Annotated in this window: 22 protein-coding genes; 2 read left to right on the top strand and 20 right to left on the bottom strand. The window is 42.8% G+C overall.

The genetic code is table 11. From position 1 onward, the window contains the following. Nucleotides 1–40 precede the first annotated feature (40 nt). Nucleotides 41–1,015 carry a uroporphyrinogen decarboxylase family protein gene (locus tag CDO33_RS14865; protein WP_103081306.1) on the bottom strand — a complete coding sequence of 325 codons (975 nt, stop codon included), beginning with the start codon at nucleotides 1,013–1,015 and terminating at the stop codon, nucleotides 41–43. A 241-nt stretch (nucleotides 1,016–1,256) separates the two neighbouring features. Between CDO33_RS14865 and CDO33_RS14870 the strand changes: the two genes are divergently transcribed. Continuing rightward, nucleotides 1,257–2,033: an acyl-[acyl-carrier-protein] thioesterase gene (locus CDO33_RS14870; RefSeq protein ID WP_103081307.1), complete on the top strand. Its 777-nt coding sequence runs from the start codon at nucleotides 1,257–1,259 to the stop codon at nucleotides 2,031–2,033. A gap of 384 nt (nucleotides 2,034–2,417) precedes the next feature. Here CDO33_RS14870 and CDO33_RS14875 read toward each other — a convergent pair whose 3' ends face one another. The 10 genes from CDO33_RS14875 to CDO33_RS14920 all read right to left on the bottom strand — a co-directional run bounded on the left by CDO33_RS14875 (nucleotide 2,418) and on the right by CDO33_RS14920 (nucleotide 14,161). Then, nucleotides 2,418–3,059: a CBS and ACT domain-containing protein gene (locus CDO33_RS14875; RefSeq protein ID WP_103081308.1), complete on the bottom strand. Its 642-nt coding sequence runs from the start codon at nucleotides 3,057–3,059 to the stop codon at nucleotides 2,418–2,420. Nucleotides 3,060–3,064: 5 nt separating this feature from the next. Beyond that, on the bottom strand, nucleotides 3,065–3,769 hold the full coding sequence (locus CDO33_RS14880) for an ABC transporter ATP-binding protein (RefSeq protein ID WP_103081309.1): 705 nt from the start codon (nucleotides 3,767–3,769) through the stop codon (nucleotides 3,065–3,067). Then, a complete protein-coding gene (locus tag CDO33_RS14885) occupies nucleotides 3,762–4,547 on the bottom strand; it encodes an ABC transporter ATP-binding protein (RefSeq protein WP_103081310.1) in 786 nt (261 codons plus the stop codon). Before CDO33_RS14885 ends, CDO33_RS14880 begins: the two co-directional genes overlap by 8 nt. A 23-nt stretch (nucleotides 4,548–4,570) precedes the next feature. Further along, entirely contained in the window at nucleotides 4,571–5,515 is a 945-nt protein-coding gene (locus tag CDO33_RS14890; protein ID WP_103081311.1) for a branched-chain amino acid ABC transporter permease, read from the bottom strand. Nucleotides 5,516–5,523: 8 nt separating this feature from the next. Beyond that, on the bottom strand, nucleotides 5,524–6,405 hold the full coding sequence (locus CDO33_RS14895) for a branched-chain amino acid ABC transporter permease (RefSeq protein ID WP_103081312.1): 882 nt from the start codon (nucleotides 6,403–6,405) through the stop codon (nucleotides 5,524–5,526). A gap of 151 nt (nucleotides 6,406–6,556) precedes the next feature. Further along, nucleotides 6,557–7,735 carry an ABC transporter substrate-binding protein gene (locus CDO33_RS14900; RefSeq protein ID WP_242973411.1) on the bottom strand — a complete coding sequence of 393 codons (1,179 nt, stop codon included), beginning with the start codon at nucleotides 7,733–7,735 and terminating at the stop codon, nucleotides 6,557–6,559. Nucleotides 7,736–8,085: 350 nt separating this feature from the next. After that, nucleotides 8,086–9,663 carry a response regulator transcription factor gene (locus tag CDO33_RS14905; protein ID WP_161496489.1) on the bottom strand — a complete coding sequence of 526 codons (1,578 nt, stop codon included), beginning with the start codon at nucleotides 9,661–9,663 and terminating at the stop codon, nucleotides 8,086–8,088. 4 nt (nucleotides 9,664–9,667) lie between these two features. Then, nucleotides 9,668–11,476: a cache domain-containing sensor histidine kinase gene (locus CDO33_RS14910; RefSeq protein WP_103081314.1), complete on the bottom strand. Its 1,809-nt coding sequence runs from the start codon at nucleotides 11,474–11,476 to the stop codon at nucleotides 9,668–9,670. A gap of 61 nt (nucleotides 11,477–11,537) precedes the next feature. Beyond that, nucleotides 11,538–13,208, bottom strand: coding sequence for an extracellular solute-binding protein (locus tag CDO33_RS14915; RefSeq protein WP_103081315.1), 1,671 nt, complete (start codon nucleotides 13,206–13,208; stop codon nucleotides 11,538–11,540). 266 nt (nucleotides 13,209–13,474) lie between these two features. Then, nucleotides 13,475–14,161, bottom strand: a complete 687-nt coding sequence (locus tag CDO33_RS14920; protein WP_103081316.1) for a 4Fe-4S double cluster binding domain-containing protein — start codon at nucleotides 14,159–14,161, stop codon at nucleotides 13,475–13,477. A gap of 236 nt (nucleotides 14,162–14,397) precedes the next feature. Here CDO33_RS14920 and CDO33_RS14925 point away from each other — a divergent pair, with 236 nt between their 5' ends. Next, nucleotides 14,398–14,967: a DUF4364 family protein gene (locus CDO33_RS14925; protein ID WP_103081346.1), complete on the top strand. Its 570-nt coding sequence runs from the start codon at nucleotides 14,398–14,400 to the stop codon at nucleotides 14,965–14,967. A 113-nt stretch (nucleotides 14,968–15,080) separates the two neighbouring features. Here the strand turns inward: CDO33_RS14925 and yhbY are convergent, their stop codons facing one another. The 9 genes from yhbY to CDO33_RS14970 form a co-directional block, all read right to left on the bottom strand. Further along, nucleotides 15,081–15,371, bottom strand: coding sequence for a ribosome assembly RNA-binding protein YhbY (gene yhbY / locus CDO33_RS14930; RefSeq protein ID WP_103081317.1), 291 nt, complete (start codon nucleotides 15,369–15,371; stop codon nucleotides 15,081–15,083). Between the two features lie 302 nt (nucleotides 15,372–15,673). Continuing rightward, on the bottom strand, nucleotides 15,674–15,808 hold the full coding sequence (locus CDO33_RS21510) for a hypothetical protein (RefSeq protein WP_274540208.1): 135 nt from the start codon (nucleotides 15,806–15,808) through the stop codon (nucleotides 15,674–15,676). Nucleotides 15,809–15,960: 152 nt separating this feature from the next. Beyond that, nucleotides 15,961–17,235, bottom strand: coding sequence for a GTPase ObgE (gene obgE / locus CDO33_RS14940; protein WP_103081319.1), 1,275 nt, complete (start codon nucleotides 17,233–17,235; stop codon nucleotides 15,961–15,963). A 161-nt stretch (nucleotides 17,236–17,396) separates the two neighbouring features. Then, nucleotides 17,397–17,675: a 50S ribosomal protein L27 gene (gene rpmA, locus CDO33_RS14945; RefSeq protein ID WP_103081320.1), complete on the bottom strand. Its 279-nt coding sequence runs from the start codon at nucleotides 17,673–17,675 to the stop codon at nucleotides 17,397–17,399. A gap of 4 nt (nucleotides 17,676–17,679) precedes the next feature. Next, complete coding sequence (locus tag CDO33_RS14950) at nucleotides 17,680–18,009, bottom strand: ribosomal-processing cysteine protease Prp (RefSeq protein ID WP_103081321.1); 330 nt, start codon at nucleotides 18,007–18,009, stop codon at nucleotides 17,680–17,682. Nucleotides 18,010–18,034: 25 nt separating this feature from the next. Beyond that, a complete protein-coding gene (rplU, locus tag CDO33_RS14955) occupies nucleotides 18,035–18,346 on the bottom strand; it encodes a 50S ribosomal protein L21 (RefSeq protein ID WP_103081322.1) in 312 nt (103 codons plus the stop codon). 195 nt (nucleotides 18,347–18,541) lie between these two features. Then, nucleotides 18,542–20,038, bottom strand: a complete 1,497-nt coding sequence (locus CDO33_RS14960) for an Rne/Rng family ribonuclease (RefSeq protein ID WP_103081323.1) — start codon at nucleotides 20,036–20,038, stop codon at nucleotides 18,542–18,544. A gap of 18 nt (nucleotides 20,039–20,056) precedes the next feature. Continuing rightward, nucleotides 20,057–20,899, bottom strand: a complete 843-nt coding sequence (locus tag CDO33_RS14965) for a TIGR03936 family radical SAM-associated protein (protein WP_161496490.1) — start codon at nucleotides 20,897–20,899, stop codon at nucleotides 20,057–20,059. After that, entirely contained in the window at nucleotides 20,892–22,733 is a 1,842-nt protein-coding gene (locus CDO33_RS14970) for a TIGR03960 family B12-binding radical SAM protein (RefSeq protein WP_103081325.1), read from the bottom strand. The genes CDO33_RS14965 and CDO33_RS14970 overlap by 8 nt, the downstream gene beginning before the upstream one ends. Nucleotides 22,734–22,841 lie beyond the last annotated feature (108 nt).

Raw genomic sequence — 22,841 nt, forward strand, 5'->3', positions numbered from 1 at the left:
ATTATCCTGAATATAGGTATTTTAAATAAATTCCACTGGCTTAATAATCCCTCATTCTCTTCCATACGTCCAGTATCAGTTTGTACCTTTCAGGATTCATACCTTTAAAGGGGATATTGCTGGTGCAGAATATATATCCTCCTCCCGGCTTTCCGTAAGTAAGGCAGTACTCGGCACTGGCAATAACCTCCTCATCGGTTCCGGTTTGAAGTGCTGCACAGTGTACATTACCGCAAAGACATACCTTGTCACCGACCAGCCTTTTTACTTCCCGGATATCCACTCCGGCCATAGGATCTATAGAGTGCAGAGCATGGGGTTTGCATTCCACCAGTTGGTCGAGGATGGGCATTATGTTTCCGTCGGTGTGCTTGATGGTATAAAGCCCGTCCTTTCTCGCCTCATCTATGATTTTATACAAATATGGCTGTATAAATTCTTCAAACATGGCAGGTGAAACAAAGGGGCCGGTATTGTAGCAGTAATCTGAGCATAAAAACAAGCAGTCCACTCCATTTTCCTGAAGCACCTTGTTTCTTTTTATGGCTCTTTGTGCCATGTCTTCCGCCTTCGCTTTAACTCCGTCCGGATCATCGGCTATGGCATAGGCAAATTCATACATCTTGTCACCATCGGGAATAGCAAAAGTTCCGTCCCCATGGAAGCCTATCATCATCGTATCGCCTATGAGCTCACGCAGATACTTTAGAAACAGCTTCATTTCATCGGGCAGAATGCCTTCGCTCCAGAAGCGGCTCATATCTCCCGGACCGTATCCAGGTATGATGGAATACTCAAGACTGCTGTACACATGCACGAAATATTGAGCGAGATCGTAGATTTTTGCTTCTTTCTCTTTTTGACTGAGTTTTGCAAGATTTTGGGGATATAAATCCTCCGTAATAAATTTCCTTCCGAACATCTCTTCCTCAAGCTGAAATTCCAATTCAAAAGTAGGTACTTTATCCGGAACCTTAAGTGTTAGCGCCGCAACTGCTCTTTCTTTCGGTGTCATCAAAATATCCTCCTTTAAAATAGGTTTGTACAAGTATGATTATATGCCATAATACCCGGATTGTGAATATATAAATGACGCATTCGGGTAAAAACTCCCTATCTGTCTCGGAAACTTGTTGACATGCAAAAATCAGCCAATCATTTACATAATATGGCATTACCAAGATTGCAATTTCTTCCTTTTTTTATTATAATATCTATCGTTAATAATATAACGAACGGGGAGAAGATAATTTGCCATGAGACCATATTCCAAAGATTTTGAAGTACAGTACTATGAAATAAATAAATACCGTGAAGCAACGCCCATATCTCTTTTGAACTATCTGGAGGAAACCGCCATATCTCACTCCGACGCGGTGGGATACGGAATGGAGAGGCTGTATAATGACGGAATAGGATGGGTTTTGAACCGATGGCTGGTAGAAATCAGCAGGTATCCCATGTGGAACGAGAAAATCACCGTCGAAACCTGGCCGTCAAGCTTTGAACGTTTTTATGCCAACAGGGAATTCCTTGTCAAAGATTCCGGGGGAAATATCATAGCCAAGGCTGCTTCCCTATGGATATTCCTGAACATCAACAGCAGAAGACCTATCAGGATACCTATTGAGCTGGGAGACGTTTATGGTATACATCCTGTGCGAACCTTCGACTGCACTTTTGGAAAATTGGAGTCCGCAGACAAATACACTCATAATCGGGATTTTTTCATAAGAAAGAGCGATATCGATACAAATAACCATGTCAACAATGCAAAATATCTCGATTGGATGCTGGAGGCAATACCTGATGACATTTATCATAACTACACCCTTTCAACCCTGGAAATTCAATATAAGAAGGAATTGACCTATGGTACGAAGGTGCATTCTGGCTGCATAGACGCAGGAACCGACGGGCATGGCATAGCTTTTATACATGGAATTTCAAATGATGAAGGCACTGAATGTGCTTTGGGCAAAACGACATGGATAAAAAGGAGCAGCCAGGAATTGCAGGGAATTACCGCATAACAAATATGATAAAAGGAATTGACATGATTAATAAAAATTAACAATAAAAATCCGAAATTTTGTGAAATATTCAATATAATTTTACCAAAAAGTATTGTATAATATATTTATAAGAAAAATACCTACTTTTTCATTTTTGTTCCTCCTTTTAAAATAGATCGTTAATTTCATATGATTTGATTTAAGGCACATTTATTTATTGAAATTATTTATAAGAGATCATCGGTGCCTTATTTTTTTGCAAAAAAAACTGCACAGGTTCTGTCCCCTTAAGGAATTTCCCGTGCAGCTTGTCAAACTTGCTTAGTTCAAAGGTTTTTAACCTTCCTCTATTTTTATTTATTGTATATTATCCCTACGTGTGCCTATTCGTTTTCTTCCATGCTATTCGTTCTTTATAACGGATACTATGCTGTATCCTGCATCTTCCAGTGTCTTTACCATGTCCTTGACATTGAGCGTATTTACTCTCAATATAACGGTGCTTCTTCCTGCCTGTCCCCTGTAGACCGTCAAATGGGTAATGTTTGCGCCATATTCTTTGATAACCTTGGTGATATCAGCCAAAACCCCCGGAGCATCAGGTGCATCAATAGCAATTCTGCTTCCCACATCCCTTGCGCCCATGAGGTCTATAAACGCATCAAATATGTCTGTCTCGGTTATTATTCCTACAACCTTTCCGTTTTCCACCACAGGAAGAGCGCCTATGTCATTGTCCCGGAGCAGCACCGCGGCTTCCTCCAACAGAGCATCGGGCGAAATAGTCTTAACATCTCTGGTCATCACGGTACTTACCTTGGTTTTGGCCAGCAGGTAATTCATTTCGAAAATGCTCAAAGTGGTTGCCTTGGACGGAGAAACTTCAAGCATTTCCCTTTCGGTGACTATTCCCACAAGCTTGCCTGATTTAACCACCGGCAATCTTCTGATCTTGTTTTGCCTCATAATATCAAGAGCTTCGGCAATGGTAGCATCAGGAGCAATGGTGTAGGGATTGGTAGTCATTCTGTTTCTGACATGCATGGAAATCACCCTCCTAAATATGCTTTTTTAATATCTTCACTCTGAGCCAGTTCTTTAGCAGGCCCTTCCAGGACAATACTACCGGTTTCCAGCACATAAGCCCGGTGAGCTATTGACAATGCCATATTGGCATTTTGCTCCACCAGAAGGATTGTGGTACCCTGACTGTTTATATCCTGAATGATTTCAAAGATTTCTTTTACCAGCAGCGGTGCAAGGCCCATAGAAGGTTCGTCCAGCAGCATGATTTTGGGTCTGGACATGAGCGCCCTACCCATTGCCAGCATCTGCTGCTCACCTCCGCTCAAAGTTCCTGCCAGCTGTTTTCTTCTCCTGCCCAGCACTGGAAACCTCTCATATACTTTCTCCATATCCTTCTTTATTTCTGCTTTGTCTCTTCTCAGGAATGCTCCCAGTTCAAGGTTTTCCAATACGGTCATATCCGGGAAGATTCTTCTGCCTTCCGGAACATGGGATATGCCCATCTTCACTATTTCCTGGGCATTTATGCCGCTGATTTCCTTTCCGTCCAGCAATATGGAACCATCAGAAGGTTTGACCAGGCCTGATATGGTTCTCAAGGTAGAAGTCTTACCGGCACCGTTGGCGCCTATCAGAGTTACGATTTCACCTTCCTGAACTTTAAGGGATATATTTTTCAGAGCATGAATCACTCCATAATATACATTTATATTCTTAATCTCAAGCATTGAGAATCTCCTCTCCCAGGTACGCTTCAATAACCCTTTTGTTTTTCTTTATTTCTTCGGGCACCCCATTTGCTATAACCATGCCATAATCAAGAACATATATCCTCTCACATATCTTCATGACCAGCGACATATCATGCTCTATCAGAAGAATAGTGACGTTGAATTCCTTTCTGATCCATTCTATAAGCTCGGTAAGTTCCGCTGTTTCATTGGGATTCATACCGGCAGCCGGTTCATCCAGAAGGAGGAGGTCAGGATTTGCAGCCAGGGCCCTGGCTATTTCAAGCCGTCTTTGTTCACCATAAGGAAGGTTTTTGGCGAGTTCATCCTTCTTCCCATCCAGTCTGAATATTTGAAGCAGCTTTAATGCCTTTTCATATATCTCCTTTTCCTCCCTGCCAAAAGACGGAAGCCTGAAAAAGGCCGGAACAAGTCCATATTTTACTTCATGATGAATTGCTATGCGCACATTGTCCAGAACGGTCAAATCCTTAAACAGCCTTATATTCTGAAAAGTCCTGGCTATACCGGCTTTTGTGATCTTGTATGGCTTCAAACCGTTCAGCACTACAGGTTTGCCCTTCGTATTAAGCTCTATGGTTCCGGAGCTGGGCACATAGACTCCGGTCAAAAGATTAAAAACCGTAGTTTTGCCGGCACCGTTCGGACCGATCAAACCTACCAGTTCACCCTTCTCAATATTCATATTTACATTGGATACTGCTGTGAGACCACCGAAAGACTTGGTCAAGTTCTTTACTGTTAACAACGGCATCGTTTTCACCTCCTGTTATCCGGTCATACAGCCGTTTGCCTTCTTAATATTTTTTCCGTTATAAACTTCTTAAACTTAGTCATATCCTTGTTCTTTAAAATCATAATCACAATCAGTACAAGGGCATATATGACCATTTTCAGTTCAGGATATTCCTGCAGGTATGACGAAATAGTCGCCAGCAGTATGGATGCGATGATGGAACCGTGAATATTTCCCAGTCCACCCAATACGACTATAACCAATATGTCAATGGATTTCATGAAACCAAACTGGTCGGGTTTTATAAAGTAGAAATACAGGGAATAGAGAGCTCCTGCCACACCCGCAAAAAACGCACCTATGGCAAAAGCAATAACCTTATATCTGGTTGTATTTATACCCATGGCTTCAGAGGCTATTTCATCCTCCCTTATGGAAATGCATGCCCTACCATGGGTGGAATTTATAAAGTTTTTAATCAGTACAATGGTTGCCACCGTAAAAATGTATACCCAAGTCCAGTTGGCGTACTGGGGTATGCTGAGTCCGCTGGCTCCACCTACCGCCTCTACATTCAAAATAATTATCCTTATGATCTCGGCCATACCCAGGGTAGCTATGGCAAGGTAGTCACCTTTAAGCCTCAATGTAGGTATTCCGATCAGTATTCCGACAAGGGCTGCTGCTATCGCCCCGGCAAAAATTCCTATCAAAAAAGAAAACTCTTGTTCCACGGTAACTGTGATATACCCGCACACATACGCCCCTATTGCCATAAAGCCGGCATGTCCCAGGGAGAATTGACCGGTAAATCCGGTTATAAGGTTCAGGCTAACCGACAATATGATATTTAAGCATATCATAACCAGCAAAATCTGATAGTAATCATCTACAATGCCCACCATTATCAATGCCTGAACAATCACATATATTAATATTATTCCAATCAATGCTTTTAGATTCTTGGCTTTCAATATATTATTCATATTCCCACCTACACTTTCTCACGGACATTTTTACCAAGAAGCCCCGATGGTTTGACTATCAGCACTAAAATCAGTATGGCATAAGCTGCCGCATCCTTGTATAATGAGCTTCCATATCCGCTTACAAAAGTCTCTATAACTCCAATGGAAATACCGCCCAGCATAGCTCCGGGAATTATCCCTATACCTCCCAGCACGGCGGCCACGAAAGCTTTAATACCAGGTATCATTCCCATGAGGGGGTCAATGGAATTATAATAAATTCCAACCAGGATTCCTGCAGCACCTGCCAGTGCGGAGCCAATGGCAAAGGTAAAGGATATGGTTCTGTCCACATTAATGCCCATGAGCCTTGCCGCATCCTGGTCTGTTGATACAGCGCGCATGGCTTTTCCCATCCTGGTCATGCGTACAATGTACTGCAGCAGTATCATCAACACGATAGTTACCAGCAAAATATAAATCTGGGTCACATTGATGACAACACCATCTATAATTTCAAATCTGGATTGTGGAAATACCTGCGGGAATGTACGTATTGTGGGACCCACGATTGCCATGGTTCCATACTCCAAAAACAGAGAAACTCCTATGGCGGTAATCAGCACTGCAATCCTGGCAGCATTTCTCAAAGGCTTGTAAGCCAACTTTTCAATCAGGATACCCAGTACTGCGCACAGTATCATGGAGATGATCAGAGATGGCACAAAACCAAGCCCAAGATAGGTTATACACACAAAACCAATATATGCGCCCAACATATATATATCTCCGTGGGCGAAATTAATGAGCTTTATGATACCATAAACCATGGTATACCCCAGGGCTATCAGAGCATAAATGCTTCCTAAGGATATGCCGTTTATCAACTGCTGTAAAAACTGCGTCAAAAGCCTCACACCTTCCAAATCTAAAAAATTCAAAAAAATATAAACATTTCAAAAAACACATAAAATATAATAAATGAGAGGATTTCTCCTCTCACTCATTATATATCCAAATAAGGTATATGTCCAACAATTGTTCACTTATATAACTGAATTATGGTTCGATTTTTTCCTTAACGGATTGTACACCATCTTTCAACTCAATAATTGTGATTGATTTAACCGGGTTATGATTTTCATCTATACTCAATACACCGGTGATTGCCGGGAAGTCTTTGGTCTGCTCAAGGGCTTCTTTGATCTTTACTGAGTCAGCTTCACCGGCTCTTTCAATGGCATCAGCTATAAAGTATCCGAGGTCATAACCAAGAGCGTGGAATGCATCCGGTTCCTTACCATATTTAGCCTTGAAGTTTTCTACAAATTCTACAACCTTGGCATCAGTGTCCTGAGAAGAGTAGTGGTTTGAGAAGAAAACATTGTTGAGGGCTGATGCACCTGCGATCTTTATGAGCTCCGGTGAATCATATCCGTCTCCGCCAAGGAAAGGCTTATCTATTCCAAGATCCCTTGCCTGCTTGATTATGAGCCCAACTTCTTCATAATATGCCGGAAGATAAATGACATCAAAATCCATTCCCTTTATCTTTGTGAGGACGGCATTAAAGTCCTTTTCATCTGCCACAAAAGCCTCTTCTGCAACAATGGTTCCACCGTTTGCAGTGAAAGTCTCCTTAAAGCTCTTTGCCAAGCCCTTGCTGTAATCGTTGGCATTATCCGTCAATATTACAGCCTTGGAGGCATTCAGAGTCTTTGAAGCAAAGTTTGCCATTGATGTTCCCTGAAAAGCATCATTGAAGCATGTTTTGAAAGCGTATTCCTTAACTCCGTTCTTGTCCACCGTTACATCATCGGCGGTAGCAGAGGATGAAATAGCAGGTACTTTACGCTTGGTAGCCGCAGGAATTGTAGCCTTGAAAGCACCGGATGTAGCCGGTCCTAAAACTGCAACAACCTTTTCTTTATTTACCAGCTTTGTGGTTACGCTGGTAGCTTCATCAGCTTTTGAACTGTTATCCATTACGACAGGCTCTATCTTTTTACCGAGGACGCCACCTTTTGCATTTATTTCATCAAATGCCATCAATATGCCGTCCCTGGAGCTCTGTCCATAGGCAGCGACACCACCCGACAACTCATAGTTCAAACCGATCTTTATAGTATCTCCTGTACTCTTGTTGCCATTGCCACCACCGGAAGAGCATCCGGCAGCCAGAGACGCAAACATCAAAGCAGCAGTTGCCATGCTCATTGCCCTTTTTAAAAATGACATGTCTATTCCCCCTTAGAATAATACAAATAGTAGTAAGTATAATCTTCAAACAATCCGCAACGGCTTTGCCCTTTATCTTACGCAAAACCTACTAAGGAAACTCGCCATTGCTGTATTTCTTATATTATATATATTTTTTTGAAAAATGCAAATAAGTTTCCTTCATTTTTCTGAATGTTTTTTGCTTAGTTTAGGGACGCCGCCATTTCAGAATTTCATATAAGCCTTACGGTATTTGGCTTTAAAACTTTAAATTCTCTTTTCATGAACAGTATTGCTTTCAAATAATGAAACAATTCATTCAGTTTTATGCAAATTCGCCGTTTATTACCGTTTCCATATGCCAATTTCTAATTTCCGGATTGGCTGGAAAGACTGTCCCTGTATTCGCTGGGGGAAATTCCGAAATAATTTTTAAATGCCCGTGTAAAATGTTTTGGATTGCCATATCCTACGCTCACGGCAATATCATGGATGCGGTATACAGGATTGTTCAGGAGCTCCAGAGCCTTTTCCATGCGTGTTTTTATCAGATAATCGGTATAATTCATACCGGTTTCATCCTTGAATAATTTGCTGAAATAGGTATAGCTCATGGAGACCATATTAGCCGCTATTGCCATGTCTATATCCTTGTTGAAATTCTCCCGGACGAATTTCTTGACCAAATCCACCGGTGATTTACCTCGATTTTTTTCCTTGATATGAGCAATAGCATCGTGTATAACTGCTTTTAGATAAATTCTTATATCACTTAAGCTATGAAATTCTGATATATCTCCACGGATTTCAGCAAACATTCGCAAATTACAATTTTCCGCCATATCAGTTATTCTCCTTACTATACTTCTATACAGCAGGCGTATGCTTTCCATATTATAATTTTTAAGATGCTCCCGGCTGAAAATCCCGTCAATCAGATTGCTTATTTCCACGGAATTCTGGTCTCGGATATACCTATCCAGTTTTTGCAAAAGATTCTCCATGTTTCCCATGCTGGAATTCTTGGCTTTCAAGCTTGGATAGCGTATCACTTCATAGGGGTTGTAAATTAATCTATACTCAAGGGCTTCCCTGGCCTGCTCATAGCATTTTGGCAGCTTTTCCACATCCTTCTCAATCCCGCCAAGGGACATGAAGCATTCCATAGGTGTATTTTTCTTAATCCTTTCGGACATCTTTATCATGCACGCTGAAAGCTTCTCATGGTCAACAAGCGGACCGATATTGAAAACCATCACTATATCATTTCTGTAATCAAAAAAATATAAAATATCCATATCATCTTTATCAGACAGGATACTTCCAATATCATCAATGTTTTGGAGGACTATCCTTCCCGCCTCCCCGTCGGAGGACGCATACACCGGAGAAATAATGCCTACGCTGAAACAAGGCTTTTTAAGGGTTATTCCCAGCTCATGGAATAGTTTCTTCACTCCTTCTTCCGGTTGCAGTCCCCCGGAAAATATCTTGTTCAGACTGTTCTCCAGCACAGCATGCAAATACCGGCTTTTTCTGTGCTCCTGGCTTAGTTTCTGCTGATGTTCTTCCTTTATATTGGCAATCACCTTCTCCAGGACATCTTTCAGTTCCTCCATGCCCGCCGGCTTTAGCAGGTAATCCTGAACACCAAGCTTAAAAGCTTCTTTAACGTATTCAAAATCATCATATCCGCTGAGGACTATGAATTTGCTGTCGATAGCCTGCTCGGATGCTGCTCTGATGATATCCAGTCCCGAATATACAGGCATCCTTATGTCGGTAATGATTATATCGGGCTTTTTTTCCCTCATTTCATCCAATGCTTTATCCCCATCGTAAGCGGTGTAGATTTCATCGATATCAACATGACCGATACGTTCAAGCATTGACTTTAGTCCCCTGCATATCACTTCTTCATCATCCACCAGAAGAACGCTATACATAAAATCACCCCGGATTTGAGTCATATGGAATACTTATATGGATTCTTGTGTATTCATCAGGTTCACTATCCATTCTGATATAATATTGCTCTCCATAAAACAGTTTGAGCCTGTTATTGATATTTTCCAGACCTATGCTTCTTCCGTTTTCTATATTTCTCCCATCCGAAATATTTGAATACTTAAGCTGGTAATTTAGTCTATCAAGCTGTTCCGGAGGTATTCCCTTCCCGCTGTCGATCACGTCTATTTCCAGGCGGTTATTCCGAACTTCAAGCTTTATGTGAATGCGGAGTATCTGTAAAGCACCGCTAATTCCGTGTTTAATGCTGTTTTCAACTATAGGCTGCAGCATAAACCTGATAATCCTAGCGGATTTTACCTCTTCAGGTACATCCACACTGTATTCAATTCTCTCTCCCCATCTTATTTTTTGCAGTGTGATGTACTTTTCGACATACTCCACCTCCTCCCGGACAGTTGCATATTTGGAGTTGCTGCTGATATTATACCTCAGCATCTTGCCGAAATAAGTTATGGCATCAGCCATTTCATAATCTCCTTTAAGCTCCATTTTCATGCGGAAAGTATCAATTGTATTATATATGAAATGGGGATTTATCTGGTATTGCAGCGCGGCTATCTGAGCATCCTTCTGTGCGGTTTCCTTCCTTATCGAGTCACTAATGAGCTGGTTGATTTTTTCTATTAAAATATTGAAATCCGTAGCCAACTGACCCACTTCATCGTTATAGTTCCCGGGTATTCTGATACTGAAGTTTCCTTTCGCAACAGCATTCATGATTTTGACAATCTGCTTCAGCCTGGAAAAAATGATTTTCAGCATGAAATATGTGAATATCTCAAGTATGGATACCCCCAATATCACTACGGTAATCATCCACCTGCTTTGGGAGGACGAATTGCTGATCATATCTGCGGCATTGGTTTTGCTGACAATTTTAATGTTCAGAGGTTCAATGGTTTCATAACTGTATATTATGTCACCATCAAAGAAATGCCCCCTGGGATTCCCTTTAATGTTTCTGTTGAACAGCTCCAGCTGTTTCGCTGTATTCTTGTACTCTTCGGGATAAATAATATGGTTTTTATCATTGATGACATAAACATCCTGCCCATCGTTATCAAAATTGATGGGTGAGAACATCTCTTCTTCGAGTATGTCAAGGGCCACCGCTCCCAGATACTTTCCGTCTATGGTTTCAATCTTCTTAACCAATTTGAAAACCGTCGTGTTCCCACTTACACCATTGTATTTGAACCTGTCGCTTTTTGCCGGATATATCCACATGCTCTTTAGATCACTGCTTTTAAAATCCTTAAACCACTGTACATTGCTTATCCGGTCTTCTCTGAAAAAACTGCCGTACTCAGGTATTGTCTCATTGGAGTAATATACGCAAAGCTGATAAATACTGGCATCATTAAAATTTAGTGCATAATTTATCGGCCCTGCTATGTTTTTTCTGAAATTGATCAGCGCCTCCGGCGTAAAATCCATTTCATAGTACAACAGGTTCTGGATTTTGCTGTCATTGGCAATATTACCCACCATGCCCTCAGCAACGAACATTTTCCTATCCACATTATATTTTATCTGCAGTAGGTTCTGACGGGCATTATGAGCCAGTTCATTCCTCATATATGTCCGGGATTGGAAGTAATTATAGGCTCCTATTGTTACCGACGGTATAAGTATAGCTATCGCATAAGCAAAGGTCAGCTTCTTCAACATGCTTTGATTGGATATGAAATATGATATTCTTTTCCATAGGCCTGCAATGATATTCATTTTCCGTCTCCTCTGAAAAGGGATATAATGTGCTGCACAGCAAAGCAAAATTCTGCTCTTTTCAATGGCGCGGATAGCTTACATCCCTGCCCAGCTTGGCTTTCTGCTCCTTGTACTTTTTATTACACGCTTCGTATACTTCGGCGTATCCCATCTCATACACATGCTCTACGGCAGCATTATATATATGTTCCACTTCTTCCTCGGACTTTGCCATGATCATCCTTATGTTTTGCTCCGACCAGTATTCGCCGATCATTATGTTTATGCCGGCTTCCCTTGTACCTTTGTCAGGAATGATACCCATGGTTTCAGGAGTCCAGACGGAATACCCGGAAAAATACCTCCGGATGGCCATATAATGCCGGTCTACCTCCGGCAAATCCCCACTATCAACGGTACGCTGAAAAAACATGCTTTGCTGCAGAGGCCAAAAAGTGTCAACCCCATAAATTCTCTTGGCCATATCGGGGTTGTCCGACTTCATCTTTTTGTATGCTTCGGAATATCTCACTTTTCCGTCTACTATCTCATAGGTCTCCCCTTCAACACCATACCACGTAAGCATCTGGCCTTCATCGCTGGCGAGGAAGGTAAGCAGCCTTATTGCCCTGTCAGGATTTCTCGATTGTTTTGTGATAAAGGTGGAAGTCCATCCTGTGCCGGCCTGATCATATAAAGGTTCTTCCCCATCCAAAGCATGAATCGGTCCCACAGGAACATAAACAATTCTCTTGTCCTTTCTGAACGCGGCAGCAATGGAATCCCTCACATCATCGGTATTTCCCATGTATGAAAAACAGATGCCCTGGGATATTTTTTCTCCGGCCCAGCTGGTAAAGTTGTCATTGTGCATCAACCCATGGCGCCACAACCTGTTAAGAAACTTATACATTTCAAGATACTTGGGATGCATGTTTATGTCCTGCCAGTCGCCCTCCGGGGTTTCCCACGGAATGGCCCACATTCTGGCCATTGCCCAGTCATTCCACTGGGTAAAAAAAGGTATGATATCTTTTCCATCATATTTCAAACAGGCGTTTTTCACCTTTAGCAGCGCATCAACGGCACCATCCTGGGTGGTGAAGTCCTCCGGCTTTATCCCCAATTGATCCATTATATCTTTCCGGGCAATTATACCGTTGCTGTTCTCGATATAGGCATCTCCCACCAGCCATTCCGGGCCTGTATAATAATTTGCGATGGCATACCAGTTGCCATCTTCTTCCGTATACCACTTTATCATGCTCTCAGGGATATATTTGTAAAGATCGGGAGCGTATTCTTCTGCAAGCTTGTTCAATGGATGGAACAGACCTGAATTAGATAGGTCGGTACGAATTGACGACCAGTTATCCAGGGTAACCAGATCGGGCAAATCGCCAGAAGCTATCATGGATGTCAGCTTTCCATCCCCGTTTCCTGCGGGTACAATTATGTTTATATCCACCCCGGTTTGTTCGGTTACAACCTTATCAAACAGGGTATTTCCCGCATCCCATTTTTTGTCGTACCATCCGAAGTTAATATACCAGTCCAGCTTAACCGGTGAAATGTCAAGGGTCCAGCTACCTTCCCCCACCCGTGGCTCCGTGATTTTCTGATTTCCTTCTGTTTGTCGGGAGGTTTCCTCGCTACTATCATTTTTTTCCACTGCACTGCAGTTTGTGAAAGAAGCCACCATCAGTAAAATAACAAGGATGGTTGCTGATATCCTAATCAGCTTGAACATTGCGCTCCCCCTCTTGATATGCACCTTCTCCCGGTTGCCGCGTTATACAACTGTTTTGGATATTTCGTATTGTGATAAAAGCAGGGCGAATCCCCAGCAAATCCAACTATAATTCTGCTTTTACAAATCGACTTTGGATAAATTCATGATAGCAATTTTTTATATAATTTGCTATATTCATTATACAGGAAATATATATTAAAAAAGGTACCATTTTTTATTATTTGGTACCTTTTTTTATGATTGCCGGTAAGACATGACGCCTGCTATACGCTAATTCCGCCCTTTGGACACACTCTTATGCATATGCCGCAGACAGAGCCGCGGCCTATATGCTTGTAATTTTTGTTCATGAATTCGGAGCAGGCTTTTGCATCGACTATCTCCTCACGCTTTGCGCCTACATGCCATTCATTTCCCATCAATGCCTTTGCCGGGCAGGCATCCACACACCTACTGCAGGAAGCGCATCTACTCTCTGCCGATATGCTGCCGCAAGGAAGCTCCATATTGGTCAGCACAGTGCCCAGCCTGACCCTGGGGCCAAAATCCTTATGGATGAAAAGGCCGTTTTTGCCTATCCATCCCATACCGGAGACAACAGCCCCGGTTTTATGGGGAAATATACCGCTGTAGGGCACGGGCGCATCCGGGATGGTCTGGGATGCAGCAATCGTATAAGCCCGATAACCGTTATCCTGTATGAGCAGCATGGTTCTTAACCCTATCTGGTCAATGAGGGTATTTACCGAACGGTAATGATTAAAATAATTAAAAGTGGGCTTGTCCCCAATCTCATCGATTATCGCATCCGATAGCCGGATCCCGAAAGTGATGGCATAGGGGTATTTTTTCAAAGGCTCCGGCAGCAAATCCGAAACATTGGAATATCCCACAAAAGACGCTCCAAGCCCACGGATAAACGCCGTAAGATCTTTATCCGAAATTCTCATAATTCCCTCCTGGCAGTGCATGTCTATAACAGCATTTTTATTATTTTTAATTCTCTTTGTGCTGGCTTTTTCGATAGCAGAGTTCCAATTAATTTAGCTCCGGGTACAATTATACCACAAAACTGAAGAAGGTGCTTTGCCGGTAAAGCTGAGGTCTTTTGTCCCGGGCAATATGGTATAATTTGTACAAACATGATATAATACTTATGGAAATCCGGGATGGAGGTATCAAAGGTATGAGTTTGGGCAGCAGTAAGGAATTGGCGGAAAACAAAATCATACTGCTTTATATGATAGACAAGGTAAATATGCCTGTCAGCAATCACCACATAACGAAGCTGGTTTTGGAGAATAAGTTCATGAACTACTTCATATTGCAGCAGTTCTTAAATGAACTCTGTGACAGTGGTTTTCTTGAACTCAGCGAAAATGGCGGCAAGTCTTTTTACAGCATAACTCCTAACGGAAAGAAAACTCTGGAGTATTTCGTAAACCTTATACCTTTTGGTATTAAGTCCATAATTGATAACACCATACCTGAAATTCGCAGCGATATAAAAAAGGAATCCCTCATTTCAGCGGATTACACGCCGAAAAGCGAAAACGAATATATAGTCTCCTGCAAATTGAAGGAAGATAATTTTACCTTGATTGACCTATGCATCACCGTAGGAACAAAGAGTGATGCCCGCACCATATGTGAAAACTGGAAGAACAATCCCCAGCAAATATATTCTGAAATAATTGCCTCGTTGACAAGAAAGAGGGATAAAACGAACAGGGACAAGGACAAGGATGAGGATTAAAATAAGGTGGTTTTTCCAATCAAACGGCTTTTCCGGAATAAGCAAAGAATACGGAATTGTCCGGTTCAACTTTGCCCCTGCTTTTAACCCTTGCTTTCGCCTTACCCTGACAATCAGGGCAGCTCGATAACCTTGTTTTTCTTTGACTCCCTGTATAATACAAATTTACTCCCTATAACCTGAACAATCTCAGAACCTGTTAATTCTGCGATCTCTTCGCATATATCCCTGGTTTCCGCCATAGCGTTCTTCAACACATTTGCCTTTACCAGTTCTCTGGCTTCCAAAGCTTCATCAAACTGTTTTACCACATTTTCGGTTATGCCGCCCTTTCCTATCTGGAAAATCGGCTCGATATTGTTGGCCAATCCTCTGAGATAACTACGCTGCTTGCTTGTAATCATTCATGTATCTCCTTTTGCAAATTTTATCCTGATTTTGCTATATAGACTCATTAAACCAGAGTCTTCATCAGAAGGGCAACTTTTAGCTCGATGGGCTCCCATTCACCTGTTCGACAGCAAACTATCGGATTTTCTAAAAAGGGCATCCTGTTTTTTGGGCATCAAAGTTTATGCAGCCTATATCCTGCTTTTCACATGCCGGTATTGGCAGCTTTCTCTTTCAGCACCATATCCCTTTTTCACCTAAGCTAATCGTATACCCAACAACAAAAAGGATAGAATTGAATTCTATCCCCCGACGGCTAAACCTCAACTTCCTTCCGAGTCTTTCTCCTATGTGTTTCGTAACTCGGATCCCCTTTCTTCCAGCCACTTCTGTTTTTTTCTACCGGCCTTTGCTTGATTTCCTCATTCACTACGAAATCGTTCTTCATCAAGCAGAAATAAGCAATGCTTCCACTTTTACAGTTGCCACAGTTTAAGCATTCCATAGATCCTAATACTGCCCCTCCGATATTCATTTATTTATGTATCTATATTTTACAATGGTATTAAAGCTTTGTCTAGATACTATTTACAGTATCCAATGCTATCTTACATAATCAAACTCCAGATCATACATCTTGACGGTATCCCCTTCCGAAATGCCCATTTTTTCTAATTCATCGACAATGCCTTTTCTTTTTATTGCCCGTTGAAAATACTGAAGGGATTCATAATTGTCAAAATTCGTTGAACCTACCAGCTTTCTCACCCAATTGCCTTCAACAATATATACATCCCCTTCTTTGCGTATTTCGAAAGGCTTTTCCTCTTTAGCAGTATACACAATTTCATCATCAGTATCTTCCGTCAAGATAACATCGGGCAGATCTTTCAAAACTTCGTATATATATCGCATAAGCTCATCTAAACCTTTATTGGTGGCTGCCGATATGGTGAAAATTTTATAACCTCTGTTGCCGATTATTTCCATGAACCTTTTTGCATTCTCTTCGGCTCCGGTGATATCGGATTTATTAAGGGCAATAATCTGTGGCTTTTCTGCCAAGGCCGGATTGTACTCCTTAAGTTCTCCATTTATCACCTCAAAGTCCTGTACCGGGTCCCGTCCTTCAACAGCAGCTATATCAATCACGTGCAACAGGAGCTTGGTCCTCTCCACATGCTTTAAAAAATTGATTCCAAGGCCTACGCCTTCATGGGCTCCTTCAATAAGCCCGGGAATATCAGCCATCACAAAGCTGTTTCCCTCTCCCAAACTGACGACACCCAGATTCGGATTCAAGGTTGTGAAGTGGTAGTTAGCAATCTTTGGTCTTGCTGCTGTCACCATCGACAAAATAGTCGACTTTCCCACATTGGGATAACCAATCAGTCCCACATCCGCCAGCAGCTTAAGCTCCAGGATAATCCAACGGGATTCTCCGGCATCCCCTGCTTTTGCAAAATTAGGCACCTGCCGGGTGGAAGTGGCAAAATGCTGATTTCCTTTACCTCCCTTGCCTCCTTTTGCAATCACAGCCTTTTGTCCGGGCTTTACCAAATCTGCCAGTATGCGTCCGGTTTCTTCATCCTTTATTATCGTTCCTGCAGGAACCTTTATTATAAGGTCGCTTCCATTACGCCCCGTGCAATTGGAAGAGCCTCCGTTTTGTCCGGATTCTGCCTTATATTTTCTTTTGTACCTGAAGTCAACCAGCGTCCTGACCCCTTCGTCGGCAACAAATATGACGTCCCCGCCTTTTCCGCCGTCGCCTCCGTCCGGGCCACCGGCTGCTATATACTTCTCCCTGTGGAAAGATACCGCGCCGTTTCCGCCGTTTCCTGCCTCAACGTATATTCTTGCGCTATCTATAAACATCTTATACTCCTCCATCGAGCGATTAGCCATCAGCAACTGATGACCGGTTCCGGTCATTACCGGAAATATTATTTATACCGGCATCGCATTAACCACCGGTATTTTTATTATGTACAACTATGTAATAAAAAATAAATCCCGGAATCAACCGGGATTATCCTTTATACACTTATTACGCTTACCTGTTTTCTGTCCTTACCCAATCTTGAGAACTTAACCTTTCCATCTACCAATGCGAAGAGGGTATCATCACTACCTTTTCCTACATTCTCTCCCGGATGGATCTTTGTTCCTCTCTGTCTCACCAGGATGTTCCCAGCCAGTACAAACTGACCGTCTGCTCTCTTGACGCCAAGTCTTTTAGCTTCGCTGTCACGACCGTTTCTGGAGCTTCCAACTCCCTTTTTGTGAGCAAACAACTGAAGATTTATTCTAATCATTGGATTACACCTCCTCATCCATTACCGATACATACTTTCCATACTCGTTTTCTATCTGTTTAAATCCTATTGTCATAGCCTCCAGGATTATTCTTGCTTTACTCCTGGCATCCTCCGGAGTATCCGAAGGTATGCTGCATTTTATATATCCATCCCGTTCGGTATAGTTTCTTATACCTGTCAACTCATCAAGGGCACCGAGAGCAGTATATGCTATTGCTGATACTGCTGCACATACTATATCGCTCCCGTACTCGCCAAAGCCTGCATGGCCTTTGACGGTAAACTCCCAAATAAAACCTGTTTTATCTCTTACTATCGAAATATTAATCATTTGATACTGCCTTTTTAATAAGCCCTTAAGCATTGATCTTTTCAATGTTTATTTTGGTGTAGGGCTGTCTATGTCCCTGTTTCTTTCTATAATTTTTCTTGGGCTTATATTTGAAGACGATTATCTTTTTGTCCTTGCCATGGCCAAGTACTTTTGCGCTTACGCTTGCGCCTTCAACCACAGGATTTCCTACGCTGAAGGTACCTTCCTTTGATACTGCGAGAACCTTGTCGAATGTGACAACGGAACCCTCCTCAGCGTCCAGCCTCTCTATAAATAATACGTCGCCTTCCTGTACCTTGTACTGTTTTCCACCGGTTTCAATTATAGCGTACATTCTACACACCTCCTCAATCCAGTCTCGCCGGAAAGATAGCGGACTTCATTAAAGTCCGGAATCCCATAAGGCAGTAATCCTGATTGATAACACACCATCATAAGCAAACAACATTCATACTGAACATCCGTCAGATGTTGGTTATCAATTGAAAATTACATTTGTTGGCCTTTGCCGTGCGGCTACCGCATTATTTTAACATACCAGAGTATCAATGTCAATCTCGTGGATTTTTATTTCTTCATATTTTATATTATTGGTCGGTTTTACGACAATTTTTTTGTCAAAAGCCTTCTCCAGCTCGGGTATAATCTGCCCCCCCTCCCGGGTCAGCACCGATCCAACGAAGGGATGAACTTCAACGGCTACAGTCTTTGAGGCAGTTTTGCCAAGATAGCTGATCAGCTCCTTCTCCGCCTTGCGGGCTATCACTTCAGGAGCAAGAACCTTGCCTGTACCGTCGCAGCATGAGCAATCCACCTTCATCACGGAAGAAAGCTCCTGCCTTACCTTTTTTCTTGTCATTTCAATCAGACCAAGCCCTGTCATTCCCACAACGATGGTTTTCGTCCTGTCCTTTTTCAGCTCCCGCTTCAAAGTGTCCAACACCATTTTCTGGTGCTCATGCTCGTGCATGTCAATAAAATCGATTATTATTATCCCACCGATATCTCTCAAACGCAGTTGCTTTGCAATCTCTTTTGCGGCATCCACATTTGTTTTCAGCACGGTATCCTCAAGGTTGTTTCCGCCTATATACTTGCCCGTATTAACATCTATGACCGTCAGGGCTTCCGTCTGGTCTATAACCAGATAACCCCCGCACTTCAGCCAAACTTTCCGCGCCAGGGCCCTGGTTATCTTTGACTCTATATTGTAGTATTCAAAAATATCATAATCTTTATTATAATACTCCACCCTTGTTTTTAACGAAGGAGAAATCATATCGACAAGGTCCAGCACCTTTTCATACTCTTTCCGGTTGTTTATGATAAATTTGTCAATGTTCCATGAAAACAAGTCCCTTACGGATCTGTGTATCAGGTTAAAATCCCTGTGAAGGCACCTGGGTACGGGACCGCTCCTCTCCTTCTGGTGGATGGTATCCCATAGCTTTGTCAAGAAGTTTATGTCATTTTTAAAATCGCCGGCAGTCTTTCCCTCTGAGGCTGTCCTTACTATGAGCCCCATCCCCTTTGGTTTTACTTCCTCCGCCATCGCTTTTAACTTGCTTCTCTCAGCGTCACTCTCAATGCGCCTCGAAACTCCTATATAGTCAGCCTTTGGCATAAGTACGAGGTTTCTTCCCGGTAGAGTGATATTGGTTGTCACCCGAGGCCCTTTTGTCCCTATAGGTTCCTTTATCACCTGAACGGTTATCTCCTGCCCCGGCTTCAATATCTCGTCGATATTATGCTCCCTGGATACCTCGTATTCCTCATCATCTTCCTCGGAATATTCCCTTTGGGGTATCGCATCTCCGACATATAAGAATGCGTTTTTCTCATATCCTATGTCAACAAAAGCGGCCTGCATACCCGGAAGAACGCTCTTCACCTTACCTCTGTAGATGTTCCCCACAAGCCTTTGAGGATATGGCCTTTCAATGTATAATTCCACAAGCTCATTATCTTCCAGCAAAGCTACCCTTGTTTCCTCAATTCCAACGTCAACAATTATTTCGCTTAACACACTACTGCCTCCTAATTTTTACAAAGCATTACCATCGAGAGGTTCCAGCAGCTTACCCTCCTTCTCGACAAACAAACCTGTCCTGTGGATCTTGACAATTTTTAGTTCCTGTCCGATGTATCTTCCAAAAGTTTCCATCAGAAGCTCCGGTTTCAGGTTGGCCATGCTGCCGGCACTCAGCAGTGCATCAATACGCCGGATGCTCTCTCTTTCATAGCTTGGAGGCAGCACATCAGCTCTGTAAAGGCTTTCTACATATTCCTCCAGCCATACATCCGGATCCATGTATTTCATATCCGAACATGCGCTTTTAGAATCCTTGTTGGCGTTTCGGCATCCTTCCCTTTCATCTCCGGGCTTCTTCAATTCCAACCGGATGATCATAGGCTTTATGTCTATGGCCTTTTTACCTTTCTTACCTTCCTTTTCCACAACTATAGCATCTTCCTGCATGAATTCTGCCAGCTTTTGAGCCAAAGCTTCATCATCCATGTTTTTAGCCACTGCAAACAGGATGCTGTAAGAAGCAGCTTTGATGGACGCCATTATATTGGACTTTTTACTTATGATTTTGGCCTCCATCACCTTAAATCCCGGCGGAAGGCTGCTGTTCAGCTTCTTCATAAACTCATCGGGAGAAAATCCATCTTCCAGATCGAAATCAGCATATTCAGCCTGACTGGTAACTCCCACAGACAAGGGCAGGCCAAACACCATATGAGGATGGGGGTTGAAGCCTTCCGAATATACTATTGGGATACCCGCGCGTCTTATAGCCCTGTCAAACACTTTCATCAGGTCGAGATGGGATATGAACTTCACTTCCTCACCCCGCACAAACCTCACTCGTATGCTATTCAATGCAAATACCTCCTCCAAAGGCAGTGGCTCCACAACCCGAGCAGTTAGCTCTGCAGTTTGGCGTCACCTCTCCCCGGTGTGCCTTCTCGTTTTCCCGCATTAGAAACTTTTTGGACACTCCGATATCAATGTGGTCCCATGGCAAAACCTCATCCAGTTCTCTCTTCCTGTTGGCATAGAAATACGGGTCTATGCCGCATTCTTCCATGGCTTCCATCCAGCTTTGGAATTTGAAATGCTCTCCCCAGCTGTCAAATTTGCACCCTTTTCTCCAGGCTGTTTCCAGCAGCCTGCCCAGGCGTCTGTCTCCCCGTGCAAAAATCGCTTCCAGGAAACTCAGTTCCGGGTCGTGCCAGTTGTAGGTAATGTATTTGCTCTTGATGCAGCTTTTCAGATACCTTTGCTTTTCCCGCAATGTCTCTATTGTATCCTGGGGTTCCCACTGAAAAGGTGTAAAGGGCTTTGGAACAAAGGATGAAGTGCTTATGGTGACGTTCAAGCCTTTGCCGCGCTTTTCCTTCGGCACGCTCATATATGCGCTCACTACCTTGCTGCCCAAATCAGCTATACCTGCCACATCTTCAAGAGTTTCTGAGGGCAAACCCAGCATGAAATACAGCTTGACACCGCTCCATCCGCCATTAAAGGCCAGCGTTACGGAATTTAGAAGATCTTCCTTCGTTACCCCTTTGTTGATCACATCCCGAAGGCGCTGCGTCCCGGCTTCGGGAGCAAAGGTCAGCCCGCTCTTTCTTACCTTTTGAGCCTTTTCCATGAGATCCAAGGAGAAAGAATCTATCCTCAGGGAAGGCAGGGAGAGATTTATCCTCTTTTCCTCCATTTCCTTTATAAGGCCTTCGGTCAAAGGAGCAAAACCGGTGTAATCGCTGGTGCTCAGCGAAGCTAAGGAAATCTCGTCATACCCGGTGCTGTTCTCCAGCCTTCTTGCCTGTTCCAGAAGGGTTTGGGGCGATTTTTCCCTCACCGGACGGTATACAAATCCTGCCTGGCAGAATCTGCAGCCCCTTATGCAGCCCCGGAAGAGCTCCAGCATTATCCTGTTATGAACAATGTCGGTAAAGGGGACTATTATCTTATCAGGAAAATATACAGTGTCCACATCCTTGATGATCCTCTTTCTGATTTTTGCAGGATATTCCTTATTTTTCGGACTTATGCCTGCGATGGTTCCGTCCTCATTATAGTCCACAGAATAAAATTCAGGCACATAGACACCCTGTATATGCGCTATCCTGGAAAGAAACTCCTCCCGGGATGCCTTCTCTTCCCTCCAGATATTGTATTCATCCAATATTTCATTGATTATTTCCTCTCCCTCACCCAGCACGAAAAAGTCAAAAAAATCCGCCAGGGGCTCCGGGTTATATGCACAAGGTCCTCCGGCACACACAAAAGGATCGTCCTTCGTCCTATCCTTGCTGTGCAGCGGAATTCCCGCGAGGTCCAGCATGTTCAGAATATTGGTATAGCTCATTTCATACTGCAGGGTGAAGCCGATAAAGTCAAAATTCTTTATAGGATCATGGGTTTCTAAGGCAAAAAGAGGAATATTGTTTTCCCTCATCTTTGCCTCCATATCGGTCCAGGGTGCAAACACCCTTTCACAATAGGTATCCTCCCTCTCATTCAGCAGATGGTAAAGTATCTTCATGCCCAGATGGGACATGCCTATTTCGTATGTATCCGGAAAGCAGAAAGCATACCTGATTTTTACCTTATTCAAATCCTTATGAACGCTGTTTAGCTCATTTCCTATGTATCTCGTTGGCTTTTCCACACTTTGCAGTATCTCGTCATTTATCTTAAAACTCATCATATCCTCCATGTAGGGGTATTGGTTATTGCTCTATAGCTGTAACTACCATTCATGCACACTTTTTGAAAAACCTTCATGGGGACAGCAACGCCTTGTCCGGCAGTC

The organism is Clostridium thermosuccinogenes (assembly GCF_002896855.1).
GTDB lineage: Bacteria > Bacillota > Clostridia > Acetivibrionales > DSM-5807 > Pseudoclostridium > Pseudoclostridium thermosuccinogenes.

Bases quoted from the DNA above. Each gene is read 5' to 3' on its own strand.
- CDO33_RS14880 (WP_103081309.1), bottom strand. From the start codon at position 3,769: ATGCTTGAGATTAAGAATATAAATGTATATTATGGAGTGATTCATGCT.
- CDO33_RS14875 (WP_103081308.1), bottom strand. From the start codon at position 3,059: ATGCATGTCAGAAACAGAATGACTACCAATCCCTACACCATTGCTCCT.
- CDO33_RS14865 (WP_103081306.1), bottom strand. From the start codon at position 1,015: ATGACACCGAAAGAAAGAGCAGTTGCGGCGCTAACACTTAAGGTTCCG.
- CDO33_RS14915 (WP_103081315.1), bottom strand. From the start codon at position 13,208: ATGTTCAAGCTGATTAGGATATCAGCAACCATCCTTGTTATTTTACTG.
- CDO33_RS14905 (WP_161496489.1), bottom strand. From the start codon at position 9,663: ATGTATAGCGTTCTTCTGGTGGATGATGAAGAAGTGATATGCAGGGGA.
- CDO33_RS14925 (WP_103081346.1), top strand. From the start codon at position 14,398: ATGAGTTTGGGCAGCAGTAAGGAATTGGCGGAAAACAAAATCATACTG.
- rpmA (WP_103081320.1), bottom strand. From the start codon at position 17,675: ATGATTAGAATAAATCTTCAGTTGTTTGCTCACAAAAAGGGAGTTGGA.
- CDO33_RS14950 (WP_103081321.1), bottom strand. From the start codon at position 18,009: ATGATTAATATTTCGATAGTAAGAGATAAAACAGGTTTTATTTGGGAG.
- CDO33_RS14920 (WP_103081316.1), bottom strand. From the start codon at position 14,161: ATGAGAATTTCGGATAAAGATCTTACGGCGTTTATCCGTGGGCTTGGA.
- CDO33_RS14885 (WP_103081310.1), bottom strand. From the start codon at position 4,547: ATGCCGTTGTTAACAGTAAAGAACTTGACCAAGTCTTTCGGTGGTCTC.
- CDO33_RS14900 (WP_242973411.1), bottom strand. From the start codon at position 7,735: ATGTCATTTTTAAAAAGGGCAATGAGCATGGCAACTGCTGCTTTGATG.
- CDO33_RS14910 (WP_103081314.1), bottom strand. From the start codon at position 11,476: ATGAATATCATTGCAGGCCTATGGAAAAGAATATCATATTTCATATCC.
- CDO33_RS14890 (WP_103081311.1), bottom strand. From the start codon at position 5,515: ATGAATAATATATTGAAAGCCAAGAATCTAAAAGCATTGATTGGAATA.
- obgE (WP_103081319.1), bottom strand. From the start codon at position 17,235: ATGTTTATAGATAGCGCAAGAATATACGTTGAGGCAGGAAACGGCGGA.
- yhbY (WP_103081317.1), bottom strand. From the start codon at position 15,371: ATGATTACAAGCAAGCAGCGTAGTTATCTCAGAGGATTGGCCAACAAT.
- CDO33_RS14970 (WP_103081325.1), bottom strand. From the start codon at position 22,733: ATGAGTTTTAAGATAAATGACGAGATACTGCAAAGTGTGGAAAAGCCA.
- CDO33_RS14870 (WP_103081307.1), top strand. From the start codon at position 1,257: ATGAGACCATATTCCAAAGATTTTGAAGTACAGTACTATGAAATAAAT.
- rplU (WP_103081322.1), bottom strand. From the start codon at position 18,346: ATGTACGCTATAATTGAAACCGGTGGAAAACAGTACAAGGTACAGGAA.